Annotated in this window: 16 protein-coding genes and 1 tRNA gene; 1 reads left to right on the top strand and 16 read right to left on the bottom strand. The window is 70.4% G+C overall.

What is annotated here, in order from left to right; all coding sequences use genetic code 11:
• Positions 1 to 71: 71 nt before the first annotated feature.
• A complete protein-coding gene (locus ACH35V_RS36870) occupies positions 72 to 794 on the bottom strand; it encodes a hypothetical protein (RefSeq protein ID WP_395979509.1) in 723 nt (240 codons plus the stop codon).
• A 234-nt stretch (positions 795 to 1,028) separates the two neighbouring features.
• Between ACH35V_RS36870 and ACH35V_RS36865 the strand changes: the two genes are divergently transcribed.
• Positions 1,029 to 1,102 (top strand) — tRNA-Pro (locus tag ACH35V_RS36865).
• A gap of 70 nt (positions 1,103 to 1,172) precedes the next feature.
• On the opposite strand, the gene xerC is transcribed toward ACH35V_RS36865, so the two are convergent.
• From xerC to ACH35V_RS36790, 15 genes are all read right to left on the bottom strand, one after another.
• Positions 1,173 to 2,516 carry a tyrosine recombinase XerC gene (xerC, locus tag ACH35V_RS36860; RefSeq protein ID WP_395979508.1) on the bottom strand — a complete coding sequence of 448 codons (1,344 nt, stop codon included), beginning with the start codon at positions 2,514 to 2,516 and terminating at the stop codon, positions 1,173 to 1,175.
• 32 nt (positions 2,517 to 2,548) lie between these two features.
• Positions 2,549 to 2,764 (bottom strand): helix-turn-helix domain-containing protein, encoded by a 216-nt coding sequence (locus ACH35V_RS36855; RefSeq protein WP_395979507.1) that lies wholly within the window; start codon positions 2,762 to 2,764, stop codon positions 2,549 to 2,551.
• A gap of 383 nt (positions 2,765 to 3,147) precedes the next feature.
• On the bottom strand, positions 3,148 to 4,749 hold the full coding sequence (locus ACH35V_RS36850; RefSeq protein ID WP_395979506.1) for a hypothetical protein: 1,602 nt from the start codon (positions 4,747 to 4,749) through the stop codon (positions 3,148 to 3,150).
• A complete protein-coding gene (locus ACH35V_RS36845; RefSeq protein WP_395979505.1) occupies positions 4,746 to 5,663 on the bottom strand; it encodes a bifunctional DNA primase/polymerase in 918 nt (305 codons plus the stop codon). The genes ACH35V_RS36850 and ACH35V_RS36845 overlap by 4 nt, the downstream gene beginning before the upstream one ends.
• A gap of 38 nt (positions 5,664 to 5,701) precedes the next feature.
• Complete coding sequence (locus tag ACH35V_RS36840) at positions 5,702 to 6,721, bottom strand: hypothetical protein (protein WP_395979504.1); 1,020 nt, start codon at positions 6,719 to 6,721, stop codon at positions 5,702 to 5,704.
• Positions 6,718 to 6,921, bottom strand: coding sequence for a hypothetical protein (locus ACH35V_RS36835; RefSeq protein WP_395979503.1), 204 nt, complete (start codon positions 6,919 to 6,921; stop codon positions 6,718 to 6,720). Before ACH35V_RS36835 ends, ACH35V_RS36840 begins: the two co-directional genes overlap by 4 nt.
• Positions 6,918 to 7,898 (bottom strand): hypothetical protein, encoded by a 981-nt coding sequence (locus tag ACH35V_RS36830; RefSeq protein ID WP_395979502.1) that lies wholly within the window; start codon positions 7,896 to 7,898, stop codon positions 6,918 to 6,920. The genes ACH35V_RS36835 and ACH35V_RS36830 overlap by 4 nt, the downstream gene beginning before the upstream one ends.
• Positions 7,895 to 8,887 (bottom strand): DUF5131 family protein, encoded by a 993-nt coding sequence (locus tag ACH35V_RS36825; RefSeq protein ID WP_395979501.1) that lies wholly within the window; start codon positions 8,885 to 8,887, stop codon positions 7,895 to 7,897. The genes ACH35V_RS36830 and ACH35V_RS36825 overlap by 4 nt, the downstream gene beginning before the upstream one ends.
• Positions 8,884 to 9,234 carry a hypothetical protein gene (locus tag ACH35V_RS36820; protein ID WP_395979500.1) on the bottom strand — a complete coding sequence of 117 codons (351 nt, stop codon included), beginning with the start codon at positions 9,232 to 9,234 and terminating at the stop codon, positions 8,884 to 8,886. The genes ACH35V_RS36825 and ACH35V_RS36820 overlap by 4 nt, the downstream gene beginning before the upstream one ends.
• Positions 9,235 to 10,197: 963 nt before the next feature.
• On the bottom strand, positions 10,198 to 10,758 hold the full coding sequence (locus ACH35V_RS36815; protein ID WP_395979499.1) for a C40 family peptidase: 561 nt from the start codon (positions 10,756 to 10,758) through the stop codon (positions 10,198 to 10,200).
• Positions 10,759 to 10,852: 94 nt separating this feature from the next.
• Positions 10,853 to 12,817, bottom strand: a complete 1,965-nt coding sequence (locus ACH35V_RS36810; protein WP_395979498.1) for a DNA translocase FtsK — start codon at positions 12,815 to 12,817, stop codon at positions 10,853 to 10,855.
• A 38-nt stretch (positions 12,818 to 12,855) separates the two neighbouring features.
• Complete coding sequence (locus ACH35V_RS36805) at positions 12,856 to 13,449, bottom strand: lytic murein transglycosylase (protein WP_395979497.1); 594 nt, start codon at positions 13,447 to 13,449, stop codon at positions 12,856 to 12,858.
• Positions 13,446 to 14,054: a hypothetical protein gene (locus ACH35V_RS36800; protein ID WP_395979496.1), complete on the bottom strand. Its 609-nt coding sequence runs from the start codon at positions 14,052 to 14,054 to the stop codon at positions 13,446 to 13,448. The genes ACH35V_RS36805 and ACH35V_RS36800 overlap by 4 nt, the downstream gene beginning before the upstream one ends.
• 26 nt (positions 14,055 to 14,080) lie before the next feature.
• A complete protein-coding gene (locus ACH35V_RS36795; RefSeq protein WP_395979495.1) occupies positions 14,081 to 14,494 on the bottom strand; it encodes a hypothetical protein in 414 nt (137 codons plus the stop codon).
• A gap of 53 nt (positions 14,495 to 14,547) precedes the next feature.
• Positions 14,548 to 15,171, bottom strand: a complete 624-nt coding sequence (locus tag ACH35V_RS36790) for a hypothetical protein (protein ID WP_395979494.1) — start codon at positions 15,169 to 15,171, stop codon at positions 14,548 to 14,550.
• Positions 15,172 to 15,231: the final 60 nt, after the last annotated feature.

Raw genomic sequence — 15,231 nt, 5'->3', positions numbered from 1 at the left:
CTTCACGCCCGAACTTGACCGGTACCGGTGACCGTCCCCGGAGACAACTGTGCCCCGCCCTGTGACTCAGGTCACACCAGTTGCGCCGTGAGCTCCGTGACCCGCGCGGCCGCCGTCCGGAACGACGTCCCGGCCGGATGCAGCGTCAGCACCACCACGATCTTCTCCCCCACCACTCCCGTGGTGTGCAGCACCGGCCGCCCGATCCCGAGATCCGTCCACGCCACCTGCTGCGCCCGCCGTCCCCGGCACGGCTCCGCCGGCGAGTCCCCGAACCCCGACCACCCCTGCTTCACGGCCCACGGCCTCTCCGCCGCCCGCGGAATCCCGAACGTCTGGTCGAACCCGTCCGTCCCGCACGGCGTCGACTTCCTCAACTGCTCCAACACGAACTCCCGCTGCGCCTTGGGCGCCTCGTCCAGCAGATACCGGTACGTCCGCAGCACATCACCAGCGCTGAGCGCCGTATACCCCCAGAACCCCGGCTTGTCCGCAGGCGGCGGCGCCGTCTCCCGCAACCCCACCCTCCGGACCATCCGCTCGATGACCCGCCCCTGCCCGCCCCGCCTCCAGAACTCCGTAGCCGCCTTGTCATCACTGGACCGCAACATCACACCCAGCAGCTTCCGATCAGCCGCCGACACCTCGCGCCCCTGCATGTAGTCGAGCGCCACCAGGATCTTCACCACCGAAGCCGACCGGAACACCTGCCGCGGCCGCCGCTCCGCCACGACCCGCCCGGCCACCCGATCGAACACCACATAGGACGTCCGGACCCCGTCCGGCACCCGCACACGAACCTCCGGCGCCGAAGTCCGGACCACAGGACTCTCACTCACCGCCCGAGCCCCTCCCCGGCCCCCGCCGCCACCCCCGCACCCGCACACCAGCCCCAGGCAGACCACCCCAGCCAGCCCCGCCCGCAAAGTCACCATCAGGCCTGCCTACCAGAGCCCCACGGCCCCGTATCTCGTTACGCAAGACCCCGCGGACTGCGCTACAGTAATCAAGCCCGCTCCAACGGGCACCGGGACGTAGCGCAGTTTGGCAGCGCACTTGACTGGGGGTCAAGGGGTCGTGGGTTCAAATCCCGCCGTCCCGACAGCAGGTCAAAGGCCGGATCCGATCTAGCGGACCCGGCCTTTTCCCGTCCGTACAGCAGCAAAGTACAGCTAGGCTCCCTGATCGCTGGTCCCCGACTGGTCCCCATCGGGGCCGGTAAGGCTGTCCCCCAGACGCTTCAGGGCCTCCCTGGTGACCTCGGTTGGTACCTCCGTGTAGACCTCCATCGTGATGCTGATCTGGCTGTGTCGGAGGATCTGCATCGCCGTTCGGGGATGGATGTCCAGCGCGGCCAGGAGTCGCCCGCAGGTGTGCCGCGTGTCGTGCACCCGGATAGAACGGACGCCGGCGCGCTTGCACCGGTGGGCAAAGCTGCGATTGACGTTCCGCGGCTCGATGGGGCGGCCCGGCCGCGTGGTGAAGACGAGTCCCTTTCCGGTCCACTGCTCGTCACGCGCGGCACTCTCGGCTTTCTGCCGTTCCTCGCGGAGCCGTAGCGCGGTAATGCAGATGGCGGGCAGTGGCATGACGCCGGTCGAATCCTCGGTCTTGGTTCGTTCCTTGTGTACGAGCTGGCCGCGCACGCGCTGAAGCTGCATGCTGACGGTCAACTCCCCCGCGTCCATGTCGATGTCTTCCCACCGCAGGCCGAGCACTTCGCCCTTGCGAAGGCCCATCACCAGGATCAGCACCCACGCGGCATACAGCGGGTCATTTCCACTTTGGGCCGATTCGAGGAATGCGCGCGCTTCTTCCACGCTCCAGGACGCCTTGCCACGCACCCGCTTGCGCATCGTCGGCAGCTTCACCATGCGAGCGACGTTGCGCGAGAGGATTTCCTCGGTCTGGGCATGCGTGAGCGCGGCACGCAGCGTGTTCCGCGCGGCCTGGATCGTGCGGCGGCTCGGATAGGCCCTGCAGCACCGGCCGATCGCGCAGCATCTCTGCCTCTTGCGCGGGTCCGAGTGCTGTTCCGGCCTGGCGGCATCCTTGCCCTGCGCACAGCATTGGCACGTCTTGGGCAGCTTGTTCACCCACGCTTGGACGTCCCGAACGGTCAGCCGATCGAGGCGCTTCCGCCCGAGTGCTGGGATGACGTACAGGCGCGCGAGGGTCTCGTATTGCGCGTAGGTCTGCGCTTCGCGGTTCGGTTCGATTACCTCACTGAGCCAGTACGTCAGGTACTTCTCGACGGTCGGCACCGTCGTGGCGATGGGCCGTTGCTTCGCCTCGTTCAACAGCTTCACGTACTTGTCGTGGACGACGTCGCGCGTCTTTCCGTACACCCAGCGCTTCTTGCGGTCCCCCGCTGGCGTCGTCACCCACACGTAGGCGGCGTAGCCGTTGCGGTAGGGGAAGATCGATCCTTCGCCGTTGGCGCGGGAACGATTGCGCCGTTTGTGCTTGCCGTCGCCCTCTGGTTCATCGGGGTTGCCGACAGCAGTCTTTGTCATGCAGAGAGCCTTTCTTGGCGGATGGACGGGAATCAGGCGGCGTGTTCGGCCTCCCGCTCCAAGAGCTGGATGTACTCGGTGATGGCCGTCCCGGGGATGAGGCGGGAGCGCCCTTCCTTGACCGATCGCAGGCGGCCGGAGCGGATGAGTTCGAAGATGGTGTTGCGGCCGAGCGACAGAAGGGTCATGACGTCTTCGACCTTGAACAGGCGCATGTCGGGCGGCACGGTCAGCGGCTGTTCGGACATGATGGGGCGACCTCCATTGGTGAGGGAGGCCCCGGCGGGTGTGCTTGGTGGTGTGTCCGCCGGGGCCGTCTGAGCGTGGGTGAACGAGGAACGGCCGCCCCCGGAGGTGGGGGCGGCCGTTGCTCTGTGTGGGAGGGGCTGAAACATCTCCGAAGCTCCGAAGCTCCGAAGTTGCGGGCCTGACCTGCTGGGACGTCTTCGGAGATGGGTGTGGTGGGGCTCTGGCCATCTCCGAAATCGGGGGTCTATCTCCGGAACCGGCTCGGAGCTTCGGAGATGGGCGACTGCTGGCTGTTGCTATCTCCGAAGGTGTTTGTGCAGGTGGCGGCACAGTCTTCGGAGCTTCGGAGCTTCGGAGATGTTTCAGCGGGTTCCGGGACCGGTCACGCATGGGACTCTCCGTCGTGGTGTTCGACCCAGAACACGTTGCGGTCGCCGGACTCGGCCTTGCCCGTCCGGATGACGTAGTTCCCACGCCACCGTCCGGCCTGCCCGGTGAGCAGGCGGCCGAGGGACAGCGCGTTGGGCAGGCGGCCGGTGTGGGTGGTGATGAACTGGCCGTCCCACCGGTCGTCTTCGTCCAGCCCGATCCGGTCGGGCTCCCCGGAGCGGCGCAACTCGGCGGCGGTCATGCGTCGCGCGCCGTGCAGGCTGTGCCAGCAGGCCATGAACGCCCGCCACCGGGTTTCGTCCTCATCGATGCCGCGCACATCGGCGGCGTTGGCCAGGAACCCCTCGATGCCGTGGTGGGCCAGGAACCCGCCGAGGGCTTGCGCCCATGGGGTGAACTGCCGCATCGAGACCGTGTCGGCGCGCGGCGCGCCGTTGCCGGTCCAGTCCAGGACCAGCACCAGCAGGTGCCACAACACTTTGAGCTGATTGGCGGGGGCGGTGATCCATTGGTCCAGGTGCGGGATCCCGAACCGGGATTGGTCGCGTTGCTCAGGCCGGGGCATGTTGGGGTCCAGGTGCACCCGCACGGTGCGCGAGGCCATGTCCCCGCCGACCTGGAGGTTGTTGCCGGTGGCCATCCACAGCCGGTCGTTGACGGTGGCGATGTTGCGGGACGCGCCCAGCTGGCGATCGGACCACACCCCGGCGGTGACCAGCAGCGCCAGGGTAGCCGAGTCGATCACGGTGCCCTCGGCGAGGTTGTCCCAGACCACCACGCCGACCTGTTCGGCCAGGACGGCGGTGATGGACTTGCGGAGTTCCTCCTCGGTGTAGGCCCACGGGATGACGCGCTGCCCGTAGAGCATGCCGGGACCGCCGGTCAGGATGCTCTTGCCGGAGGCGGGCATGGTGGCATCGATCAACGCGAACGGCGTCAGCGACCGGGTGAAGTGCCGCAAGATCGGCGTGACCAGCAGCGCGAGGTAGTTCGCCCGGTCGGCCGGGCTGGACCACGGGAAGTCCCGCAGGAACCGGTTCAGCACGAAGTTGCGCGCTTCGTTGACTTGGTCGGTGGTGGGCCGGTCCGGGACGAGCGGCAGCGCGACCTTGGATGCCAGGTACAGGCCGGTCGCGGGGTCGTAGCCGGGTCGTTGCAGCAGGGTGCCGTCGCGGCGGAGCACCGGGGCGCCGATCACGCCGCGCAGCGACGCCAGGTCGGGCCAGGTCTTGCCGGCCAGCACCGAGGCCAGGATGTCGCGGGGCGGGGTGACCTCCTCCTCGTAGGTCTCGGTGTCGCCGTTGCTGGTCTTGCGGGACCGGAGCCGGTAGACGTAGGCGTGTTCGGCCAGCAGCCCGGCCAGGGTGGCCGGGGTGATCGGGCTGGCGGTGACCGGCAGCGGCGAGTCTTCGTCGGCGGCCGGGCTGGTCTGGCCACCGGAGACGGTTTCCATGTGCACCAGGGACCCGGCGGAGACGTAGGTGTCGGGCAGCGTCCCGCGCGCGAGTTCGGTCTTGAGGACGCGGATGGTTTCGGGGCCGGAGCCGACGTGCAGGCTCGGGCGGTCGGTGTTTGGTCCACCCTCCTGGGTCATGCGGGCACGCTCCTCGGGCGTTGGGTGCCGGCGCGGAACCCGGACCGGATGGTCCGGCGGGCGGGCCGTTCGGCCAGCCCGGTGCGCACGGCGGCAGCAGTCAGCAGTTGCTCGGTGTCGTCGGGGTCCAGGGCACCCCCGGCCACCAGCTGGCCGAGGGCGACGGCGGCGCCGTACAGGGTGGCGTTGCGGTTGCCCTCGGGCGCGGCGGCCACGGCGTCCAGGCTGGCCGTGACCGCCTTGTGCAGGTAGGCGCCGCGGCGGCCGGTGGCCAGGGCGACGGTGACCGGGCGTTGGGGCGGCAGCGGCGCCGGGCGGAGCCGTTCGGCCAACCATCCGGGCAGTGGTGCCGGGGTTACCTTGTGGATCGGCTGATAGGTGCCGGTGCCGTCCGGCTGGTCGACAAAGGATCCGGGACCGACGACATATCCGCCGTCGCCGCGGGTGTCGACCTTCCATCCCAGTCCGTTCCCTCGGTCGTCGGAGGTGTTGGTCAGCCGGATGCCGTCCGGGGCGGTGAAGTACAGGTGAAACCCGCCGCGCCGGGTCCGGACCTGGAAGGTCTCCAGCGGCATCGGCTCCCCGGCCTGTTCGCACACCAGCGCGAACACATCGGACCCGTCGTTGACGCCGGGCACCGCCCACTCGGGCGGCGGTTGCTGGCCGGGCTTGGGCATGTCGAGGTCGATCACCAGCAGGCGGGACGGTCCGCAGGCGATCCCGATGTTGTAGGGGCGGCGCGCCCACATCCGTCGGATCACCTCGGGGTCGGTGGTGGCGGTGCGGGTCCACCGCACCCCGTGGGGCGGTTCCTTGTCGCCGGGGGCGAGTGGGAAGACGCGCCAGCCGCGGGCGGCGCACGCCAGCGCGTAGCGCACCAGCAGGCCGGGGGGCGGTGGTTGAAGGTTGGTCACGCTGGGCTCCCCTCGGGTGAGGTCGGCAGCGGCGCGGGCTATGCCGCGCCGCCCATCGCGAGCTGTACCGGCCCGGTGGTCAGGTCCCGGTACCACCGGTCGATGTCGGTCAGGAGATCGCCCCGCCACAAACCCGCCCACACCGGGCAGTTCGCGCAGTTGCCGTCACCGGTCACGCCGTGGCGACAGCCGGGCAGGCGGAGGCTGCGACGCCGCGCAAGCGCGGACCACGCCATGCTGTCGGTACTGACCAGAGCGTCTATCCGGCCGATCTCGGCCAGCGCTCGCAGGATCCGCAGGATGGCGCGGGTGTGGACGCCGAACCCGTGCATCCGCAAACCCGCCCTGGCCAGCGTCGCGAAGATCGCCGCACCGATCGGGGTGTCCGCGCGGCGGCAGACTGACCCAACGCCCACCAGTGGCTCGGTGCGCAGGTCAACGCCGTGGGCGTCATACAACTCGACACAGCGCTCGTACTCGTGGACCTCCCATCCCTGCACCACGGGGATGATCGGCAACTCCGGTGCGAGGGTCCGCAGGGTGAGGTAGTTCTCCACGGTGAGCCGCTGGTGTTCGGCCACCGACAGCCCAGTTCCGGCGTAGACCTCCAGCCCGCGCCGCCCGCCAGTGATGATCTCGGGCTCGCACATCCAATCCTGCGGAGAAGCCCAGACGAGACGGCCCGACTCGGCGGTGTAACGGCGCAGGAACCTCACGTACTGCGCAGGGGTGACCGGCCACTCCCCATACTTGGACACCAGCGTGAACCCGCCCGAGTCCATCGCGGCATCGGTCAGCGCAGGCCGCAGGTTCCGGACCTGGCCCATCGTGGTGAACGACGGGAACGCGGGCCAGTCGATGGCGTAGGGCTCTGTCCGGCGGGTCCCAAAGACCCAAGCCGGGGCAGGAACGCCCGTCCAGAACAACGGTGGCAAGGCCCGGGACAACATGACCGCGCCGAGACCGTGCTGTTCGGCGTCGATGCTGTGTGGTGGCGCGTCCAGCTCGTCCTCGGCGGGGCGCGCGGAGACGACGCGCAGCGGCGCGAGGTCGGTCATGGCATGTTTCCGTTCAGGCGGCGGAGACGGCGCGGGAATGGGATGACGGCGCGGGCGCCGTTCGGACGGCGGATGAGCACGTTGCGCGGTCCACCGCCGGGTCCCCACCGGGTCAGGACCGTCACGACCTCGGGCGGGTGCTTGCGGCCTGACAGCCGGTCGCCGGGGTCGAGGTAGCGGCGGCCGATCATGTCCGTCATGCGGCATCACTCCCGGCGGGTCGGTAGGTGTCGGGTTCGCCGGCGGGCACGACGCGTTGCGATCGCGCGGGCGATGCGTCGGCTTCACCTGGTGGTGACGACGCGTCGGATTGCGCCGCGGCGGGACGCGACGCGTCTGCCAGGGCCTCAGACGACGCGTCAGGTAGGGCCTGAGGCGTCGCGTCTGTCGTCGACAGACGCGACGGGTCGGGCGGGGTGGTGAAGGCGGCCCAGGCGCGGGTCACGGCGCCGGAGCCGGGGAACAGGTCGTCGAGGGTGTCGCCGGGGGCGGCGCCGAGGAGGTCGAAGATCCAGCGGCAGAACGCGGCCGGTTTGGCGCCGATCACGCGGCCGGGCAGCGTGGTCATGGGCGAGACCCCGTGCACCAGGGAGTCCACTCGACGCGTCGCGTCTGTCGGCGACAGACGCGGCGCGTCGGTGGGGCGGCCGTGGGTGTAAATGACCGGTTCCCAGGCGTTCAGCGGCCACCGCGCCGCGGTGGCGCGCTCGCCGCGGTGCCAGGCGGCCACCCGGACGCCGGGCGGGCACAGGGCCAGCACGGCGGGCAGCGCAGCGGCCGAGGTCGACAGCGCCCACCCGTCGTAGCCCGCCAGGCCGTCGATGAGGGCGGCGTGGTCGACCTCACCGGCGTAGTCGGGGTGGTCGCGGTACAGCCGCGCGTTGCCCGGATACGGCGGGTCGGCGTAGGCCAGCCGTATCGGGCGGCCGCCCGTGACGCCTTCACCGGGCCCACCGGCGCCGGTGGGGGTGCCGACGGTGCGGTTGAACCGGTGCCGTGCCTGCCGGCAGCGCACCGAGCAGCACACCGCATCCCGCCGCATCGCCGATGGGATCGGCTGCTCGCACCAGGCGCACAGCCGTAGCGTCGCGCCGGTCCTACGCGACGCGTCGCCTCCAGCTCGTCGCGACGCGTCGGGAGCGGCCACGTTCGACGCTTGCTTGGGTGGGCGGTTCATGCGGCACTCCCGGCGGGCGTGTCGTTGTGGATGTGGCCGTCCAGCATTCGCCCGGCGTGCTTCTTGCCGACGCGCCACACCGGCGCCCACTGTCCGGATTCGGGCACGTCGCCGGGCGGGCGGGTGGCGCCGGTGGCGGCGTTGACGTACAGGGCCGGGGCGTGGCCCGGGGCCGGGGGCTGCCAGGTGTGCGCGCCGTGCTGCTTGTGGAAGTAGGCCACCCCGGCGGCGGCGCACTGGTCACGCAGGGACCGGAACCAGTCGGGGTGCGCGGGCCGGGCACCGGGGCCGGACTCGCCGCCGGTGATGACCCAGTCCAGGCCGTGGAACCGGTCGCAGCAGCCCCAATGGACGTAGGAGGCGGTGAGCCCATGGCCGCGTTCGCTGCCGCACGTCCACACCGCGCGTGTCAGGTCGATCGGCCCCAGCAGCGGTTCGGCCGACACGAACCGCACCGCGGCTGGCGTCTCGATCAGGGCGGGAACGCGGATCTCGGCCCACCGCTGGTTCTCGGCCGACACCCCGAGCCACACGTTCGGCAGCGGCCACCGCCGCAACGGCGCCGGCACGGGGTCTAGCCCGTAGTCGGCGGCGGCCCGCTCGTACACCGCGGCGGTGAGCCGGGAGTCGCGCAGCAGGGACCGCATGCGCGCGTGCCGTTTGGTGAGGACCTGGAAGGTGTGCCAGGGCGCGGTGAGCATCACGGCGAGCACGCGGGCGATGAACTCGTCCGGGACGGCGGGGTGGAACAGGTCGGACATGGAGTTGACGAACACCCGCCGCGGCGCCCGCCACTTGAGCGGCTGGCCGAGCCGCTCGGGCCGCAGCGTCAGGTCGAACCCGTGCTCGAAGTGGTGGCCGGGCACGCCCCGCCAGCGTTCGGCGAATGTCTCGGCGTAGCAGTGGTCACACCCGGGCGAGACCTTGTCGCAGCCGGTGACGGGGTTCCAGGTGGCGTCGGTCCACTCGATCGCACTGCGCTCGCTCATGCCGGGTCCTTCGGCTGGACGACGTCGCCGCCGGGGGTCAGGACGAACTCGTGGGCGTTCTCGCACGTCCACAGATCGCCGGGGGTGTCGGGGGCGTGCGCGGCCCAGCAGGTGTCCTGTGTGAGGCAGTAGGGGCAATCTGGGCCGCTTTCGACGGGCCAGCGGGTGACGGGAATGTGCCAGTCGTGGCGGCAGCCGTGGCAGTGCCAGGCGTTCACTTCGGCGCCGTCGTGGTAGGTGGCGGGTCCGATCCACGTCACGTCGGCAGGGCGTTGGCAGAGGGGGCAGTCGGGCGGGGTGACCATCGGCCATTGCTCGACGGGCGGATAGTCGTGCGGGTTGGGCATGATGGCGCCTTCCTGGTGCCGGGGGTGAGGTAGGGAGCCCCGCACCGGGCTGCTGGCGGGGGCTTCAGGGGCCGGTGGGACGTGGCGGGCATAGGAAGACCCGGACCGGCCTATGGCTGGTCCGGGTTCTGGCGCTGGTCAGGGCCGTTCGCCGGTCAGGTGTCCGGGGTGGTGGCGCGGTTGCGGAGGTCGGCGAGGCGATGCGCGTCGCCCGTGTTTCCGGTGCGCGACCCATGGGCGTGGTGATGCCGTTCCGCCCGCCGGGTCCCCGGCGGGCGGAACAGATTCTCCTTATCGCACGTGCACGCCCTCGTGGCCATTCCTGCAGATCAGTTTGCCCCCCCGTATCCTGAGCGGGTCGGGGCAGCCCGGGTGCTGACACTCAAACTTCCACCTGTGGCCGGAGGGGCACGTGAACCAGCCGTCGCTCCCAAGCCGGCCTTTGCGCCGGAAGTTGCACCTCTCGCACGGCACGAAGGGGACGGGGAATGGGTCGTCGTACACGTAGCCACTCATTGCTACCTCCATTTCTGGCCCGGCTGCCCGGATGGCACCGGTGATGGTTCTGGTGTTCCGTGAGGCGGCCACCACGGGGCGATGGCCGCCAGGACGCAGCACCAGAGACGGCTAATTGCTGCTCGTCACTGAGCAGATCTCATCGAGACTGACCCTGTGCCCCTCGGTGCGCATCTGATCGAAGATTTCCTCCGGACCCCAATTGGGGGTTCGGGCCAGTGCCACGATCCGTGCCCGAACTCTGCGAGGGATTCTGCCGACGTCGACGCTGGAGCGGTCGGAACTCGTGATGTCGTTAAATGCCAGATGCCGTTCGTCATGTAGTGCCATGCTGTCCCTTTCTCTTGCCTTTCTGGCGCTCTTGTGTTCTGGCGAGAATTTCGTTCGAGTCTCGTCGGCCGAGGTGCGCTGGTCCCTTGGGTGGAGGGGAGGCGCCGGTGGGCTGGGTTACCGGATCCTGCGGATGGTCCATCGCTGGTGTTTGCGGGGTGCCAGGGGTGAGGTCTTGACGACGTCGCCGGTTTGGGGTGCGTGGATCATGCGGCCGTCGCCGATGTAGATGCCGATGTGGGTGATGCCTTGGCCGTGGTCGAAGCCGATCAGGTCGCCGGGCCGCATCGAGTCACGGGTGACGGGTTTGCCGCGTCGGACTTGGTCGTGGGCGACGCGGGGCAGGGTGATGCGGCCGTTTGATGCCTGGTAGACGGCGTATTGGACGAGTCCGGAGCAGTCGAACCCGGTGGTTTCGCGGCCGTCGTATCCGCCGGGTGAGCAGCAGATTCCGCGGCTTTTGCCGCGGGGGCCGCCGCCGCCCCAGGAGTAGGGGACGCCGCGTTGTGTTTTGGCTTCGGCGATGATGCGCCGGCCGAGTCCGGCTCCGGCCGCGGCCTTGGGGCGGGCGTGGTCGGTGTCGTCGCCGTTGGCGTCGTCGCGGGCGATGGTGCTGATGTGGTAGGCCAGCACGCTGACCAGGGCGATGCGGGCGAACCGGCCTGCGGCATGGGCCACCGGGGTACCTCCTGACGGATCGGGGGGCGTGTTTTCGCGCAGGGCGCGGCCCCGGGGCGGCGGTGTCGTCCGTCGCCCCAGGTGTGGCCCCGGGTTAAGGGATCTCGTAGTGGTCTGCGGGCTTGACGACGTAGCCGAACCGGGTGAGCTGGCTCAGCAGTTCTTCGACCTGGTGTTCGGGCAGCCCGGTGCGGGTGTGGATCTGGGCGGTGGTCGCCGGTGCCGCTCTGATCACCTGCATGACCTGCTCTTGGGTCGTGGTCAGCGGGTCGGTCGCGGTCTGCGGGCCTGGCCCGTCGGGGTCCGGGGGGTTCAGGTCGGTGTGCGGCGGGGTGGCCGGGTACGCCGATTGGGCCTGCTGGACGACCTGGGTGATCTGGTCGCCGGTGATGAGTGCGCCTTGCAGGCGGGTGTGCTGGGAGGCCCCAGCCGGTGCCAGCAGCGCGTCACCGGCGCCGAGCAGTTTCTCGGCGCCCGGCTGGTCGAGGATCACACGGCTGTCGGCCAGGGAGGAGACCGCGAACGTCAGCCGGGACGGCACGTTGGCCTTGATCAGCCCGGTGACCACGTCCACGCTGGGCCGCTGGGTGGCCAGCACCAGGTGGATCCCGGCGGCGCGGGCGAGCTGGGTGATGCGCACGACCGAATCCTCCACATCGCGTGGCGCGATCATCATCAGGTCGGCGAGTTCATCCACGATCACCAGCAGGTAGGGGTAGGGCGTGTACACCCGGTCCGACCCGGGAGGCGCGGTCATCTCGCCCGCGCTCACCGCCCGGTTGAAGTCGTCGATGTGCCGGTATCCGGAGGCGGCCAGGTCGTCGTAGCGGCGGTCCATTTCGCCGACCACCCATTGCAGCGCCTCGGCGGCCTTCTTGGGGTTGGTGATGATCGGCGTGATCAGGTGCGGGATGCCCTGGTACATCGTCAGCTCGACCCGTTTGGGGTCGATGAGGATCATCCGCACTTCGTCCGGGGCGGCGCGGACCAGGATCGAGGCGATGATGGTGTTCAGCGCGGTGGATTTGCCTGCGCCGGTGGCGCCCGCGATGAGGATGTGCGGCATCGTGGCCAGGTTGACCACCACCGGACGGCCCTCGACGTCCTGTCCGAGCCCGACGGTCATCGGATGGTGCTCGCTGGCGGCGGCCGGTGAGCGCAACACATCGGCCAGGTGCACGGGTCGCCGATGGGGGGTGGGTACCTCCAGGCCGACCACGCCCGGCTGTCCGGGCATGGGGGCGATGAGCCGTAGGTTGGCGCGGCCGAGCGCGACGCCGAGGTTCTCCACCAGGGCGCGGACCTTGGAGATCTTGATGCCATCGCCCAGCGCGAGGCTGTAGCGGATCACCTGCGGGCCCGCCGTCGCCCCCACCACGGCGGCGCGCACCCCATGCCGTCGCAGTTCGTCGACGATCACCTGGGGTGCGTCATCGTCGGCTCCGCCGTCCGCGGGGCCGGCCGCAGCGTCGTCTTCGGCGCTGGCCGCAGGGGAATCTTGGGGGGCGGGCAGTGCCGTATCGAGGTCGACGGTGGCATTCACCTGCCGGTCGGGGGGCACGGCCGGATCCTGCTCCGGTTCCGGGGCCGGTTCGGCGGCCGGTTGGGTCGCCTGGTGCCGGTCGTCGGCGTGGGTATGGGGGTGGTCGGCAGCAGGCCGGGATGGGTCGGGGTATCCGGGGCGGTGGTGCTGCCACCATCGGGCGGCCAGCATGATCTCTGCGGTGACCAGCGCCGCGGCCAGGATCGGGCCCAGGCCGGTCAGTGCGGCGGCCGTCAGCCATCCGGCCACCGCGGCGGCGGTGATGGCCGCGCGTGGGGTCCACGGCCGCCATCGGGTCGACCGCATCCGCCACATCGCCACCCCTGCCACAACGGCGGTCAGGCATGCGGCACCCAGTGCGGTGCCGGTGGCCGACACATGCGCCGGAAGGTTGGCCACGGTGAGGCCCGCCGCCAGCACCGCGGCGGTGAGGTAGTGCGGCAGCATCTGGGCGCGCAGCCGCCACTCCACGGTGGTGTGCAGGTCCCGCCCGAGCCGCTGGAGTCGCTGGTTCACTTCGGGGTTCCCCCTTTCAGGTGTGGTCGGCTGGGCGGTCAGCGCAGCCGGTCGGCCACGGCCAGGACGTGGTCGACGTAGCGCTGCGAGTGGTTGTAGTGCCACAGGGCCTTGCGCAGGTCGGTGGCGGCGCCGTGCGCGCACAGGTAGGCGGCGGCGGCCGGGATCGCGTCGGCGGGGTCGTGGACGTCCTTGTCGCCGTCGCCGTCGCCGTCGCGGCCGTAGGAACGCCAGGTGGCGGGCATGAACTGCATCGGCCCCAGCGCCCCCGCCGAGCTGGGACCGGTGTTGGCTCCGTGCCGCGATTCGACGTAACCGATCGCCGCCAGCACCTGCCAGTCCACACACGAATCGGCGGCGGCCGACTTGTACAGCGCGCGGTAGGCCGCCGGGACACCGGGACCGCCGTCACCGGCGGCGCCGTCCGGCCCGTCCTTGCCGTCCGCGCCGGGGTCGCCTCTGCGGGGTTTGCCGCCCCCGCCGTCTCCTTCGCCGGCACCAGCGGCGTCGGTGAAGGAGACGACGGCGGTGGCCAGCTCGCCCAGCATCGGGATCTCGCGGAACACACCGGGGTTGATGCAGGCCACGGCGAGCGTGCCCGCCACTGCGGCAGCGGCGGCGACCCTGCTCATCGGCCCTTCTCACCGTTGTCCGGCTCGTCGTCCTTCTTGTCGTCGGAGGGTTGCTCGGCGTCGCGGTCCTGCACGTCCGTCTTGGCCTGGTCCACGACCATCCGGGCAGTCTTACCGGCCTGGTCGGTGATCTGGTCGGCGACCACCGGCGCGACCCAGACCAGCAGCGCCAGCAGCGGCACCGGCGCCAGCCACAAAAGCGGCCGGTCGACCTTGCCGTCCATCAGGTCGCGGGCCATCACCAGTCCCTTGACCAGCAGCACCGCCAGCACGATGACGCCGACCACCGCGGGGGCCGCCTCATCGACACCGGCCACCAGCTCGTAGCCCGCCCTGACGAGGGGGACCAGGCCGAGCCCGGCGGTCAGCACCGCGACGATGGTGACGAGGGAGGCGACCTGCCCGCCCGCCCGCTGCAGGTGCGCTTTCGCTTGGCCGCCGCGCCCGCCGCCGCCCATGCCGCCGGGGTCCTGGCTGGGGGTGCGGAACCGCTTGAGGCCCTTGGCCAGGGCCAGCCCGGGAAGCGTCAGGAACACCAGGTTGAGCACGATGCTCGGCAGGTCCACCCCGTCGAGCCCGGCCACCAGATCGGCAACAGCATCCATTGATCGGCTCCTTTCTCTTGGGTGTCTCACAGCAGGTGGAAGAAGACGGCGATGTTGAGCAGCCACCACCAGACCTGGACGATCAGGAACGGCGCGCCGCGCAGAGGGCGCTCCAACGCCCACGCCTTCCAATAGGCCCACGTGGTGATCGGCAGGCACACCAGCCGGAACCACCAGATCTGGCCGGTGCGCAGCGGCCCGTTCTCGGGTGCGCCGGCGCCGTGCCGGGCGTAGGCGGCCAGCTTGGCCAGCCCGGGCCGGTCGTCCCAGATGTCGGGTGGGTGGGCACCGGCCACCAGCCGGGAGAACGATCTGCCGATCCGGCCACCGGCAACAACCTGCTCGGCCGCATCGCACCCGGACACATCCGGCACCTCGTCGGCGGGCACGCCAACCCAGGGCACGCGTCGGGTGTCACCGGCGCGATCGAGTTCGTCCACTGGAGGCCACAGCCCGTCCGCGGTTCCCTCAGCCCCGGCGTGGTGCGGCCGGGTCATGACCCGGCCGCCCTGGTCCGCTCCTGCTCGGTGAAGGAGTAGTCACCCGACCTGGACCCGCGCGCCACGGTGTGACCCGCTGAGGTCATCGAGTCGCGGGTGTTGCGGCTGGAGTACGACAGCGATGTTTCGGCGCCGATGCCGATTCCGTGCGCCACGGTGATCGCGTCCTGGTCCGCACCGAGGAACACGAACACGCGGCCCCTGCCGCGCTGGCGGGTGATGGTGTCCTTGACCTGCTGCGCGGTCCACTCACGGGAGGCGTTCTCGTACCCGTCGGTGACGATCACGTAGACGACCTCGCCGGGACGTTCGTGCGCGGTCATGTGCGTGGCCATGTGCTCTTCGGTCGCGGCGACGGTGGACCCGATCGCGTCCAGCAGCGCCGTAGTGCCGCGCGGGTGCAGCGTGAAGTCCGGGACGTCGTACAGCGGGGTCCGCTCGAAGACGGTCTCGACCTGGTTGTCGAACTGCCGCAGCGTGACCAGGGTCAGGCCGGGGGCCTCGTGCTGCGCCTGCAGGAACGCTTTCAGGCCGCCCTCGGCGTCGTTCTTGACGCCCTGCATGGAGCCTGACCGGTCCAAGATGACCGTGACCAGGCGAAGGTTGTCGTTACTCATGAGATCTCCTCAAAGAGGCTTGTTCGAGGGGCTGGTGGGTGCGCATGGCCAAGCGCAGAG

Origin of the sequence: Actinomadura sp. 1N219, from assembly GCF_044326405.1 — a bacterium.
In the GTDB taxonomy this organism is placed as follows: domain Bacteria; phylum Actinomycetota; class Actinomycetes; order Streptosporangiales; family Streptosporangiaceae; genus Spirillospora.
Note: the sequence above shows the minus strand (reverse complement) of the source record. Positions and strands in the feature narration are given on the sequence as shown.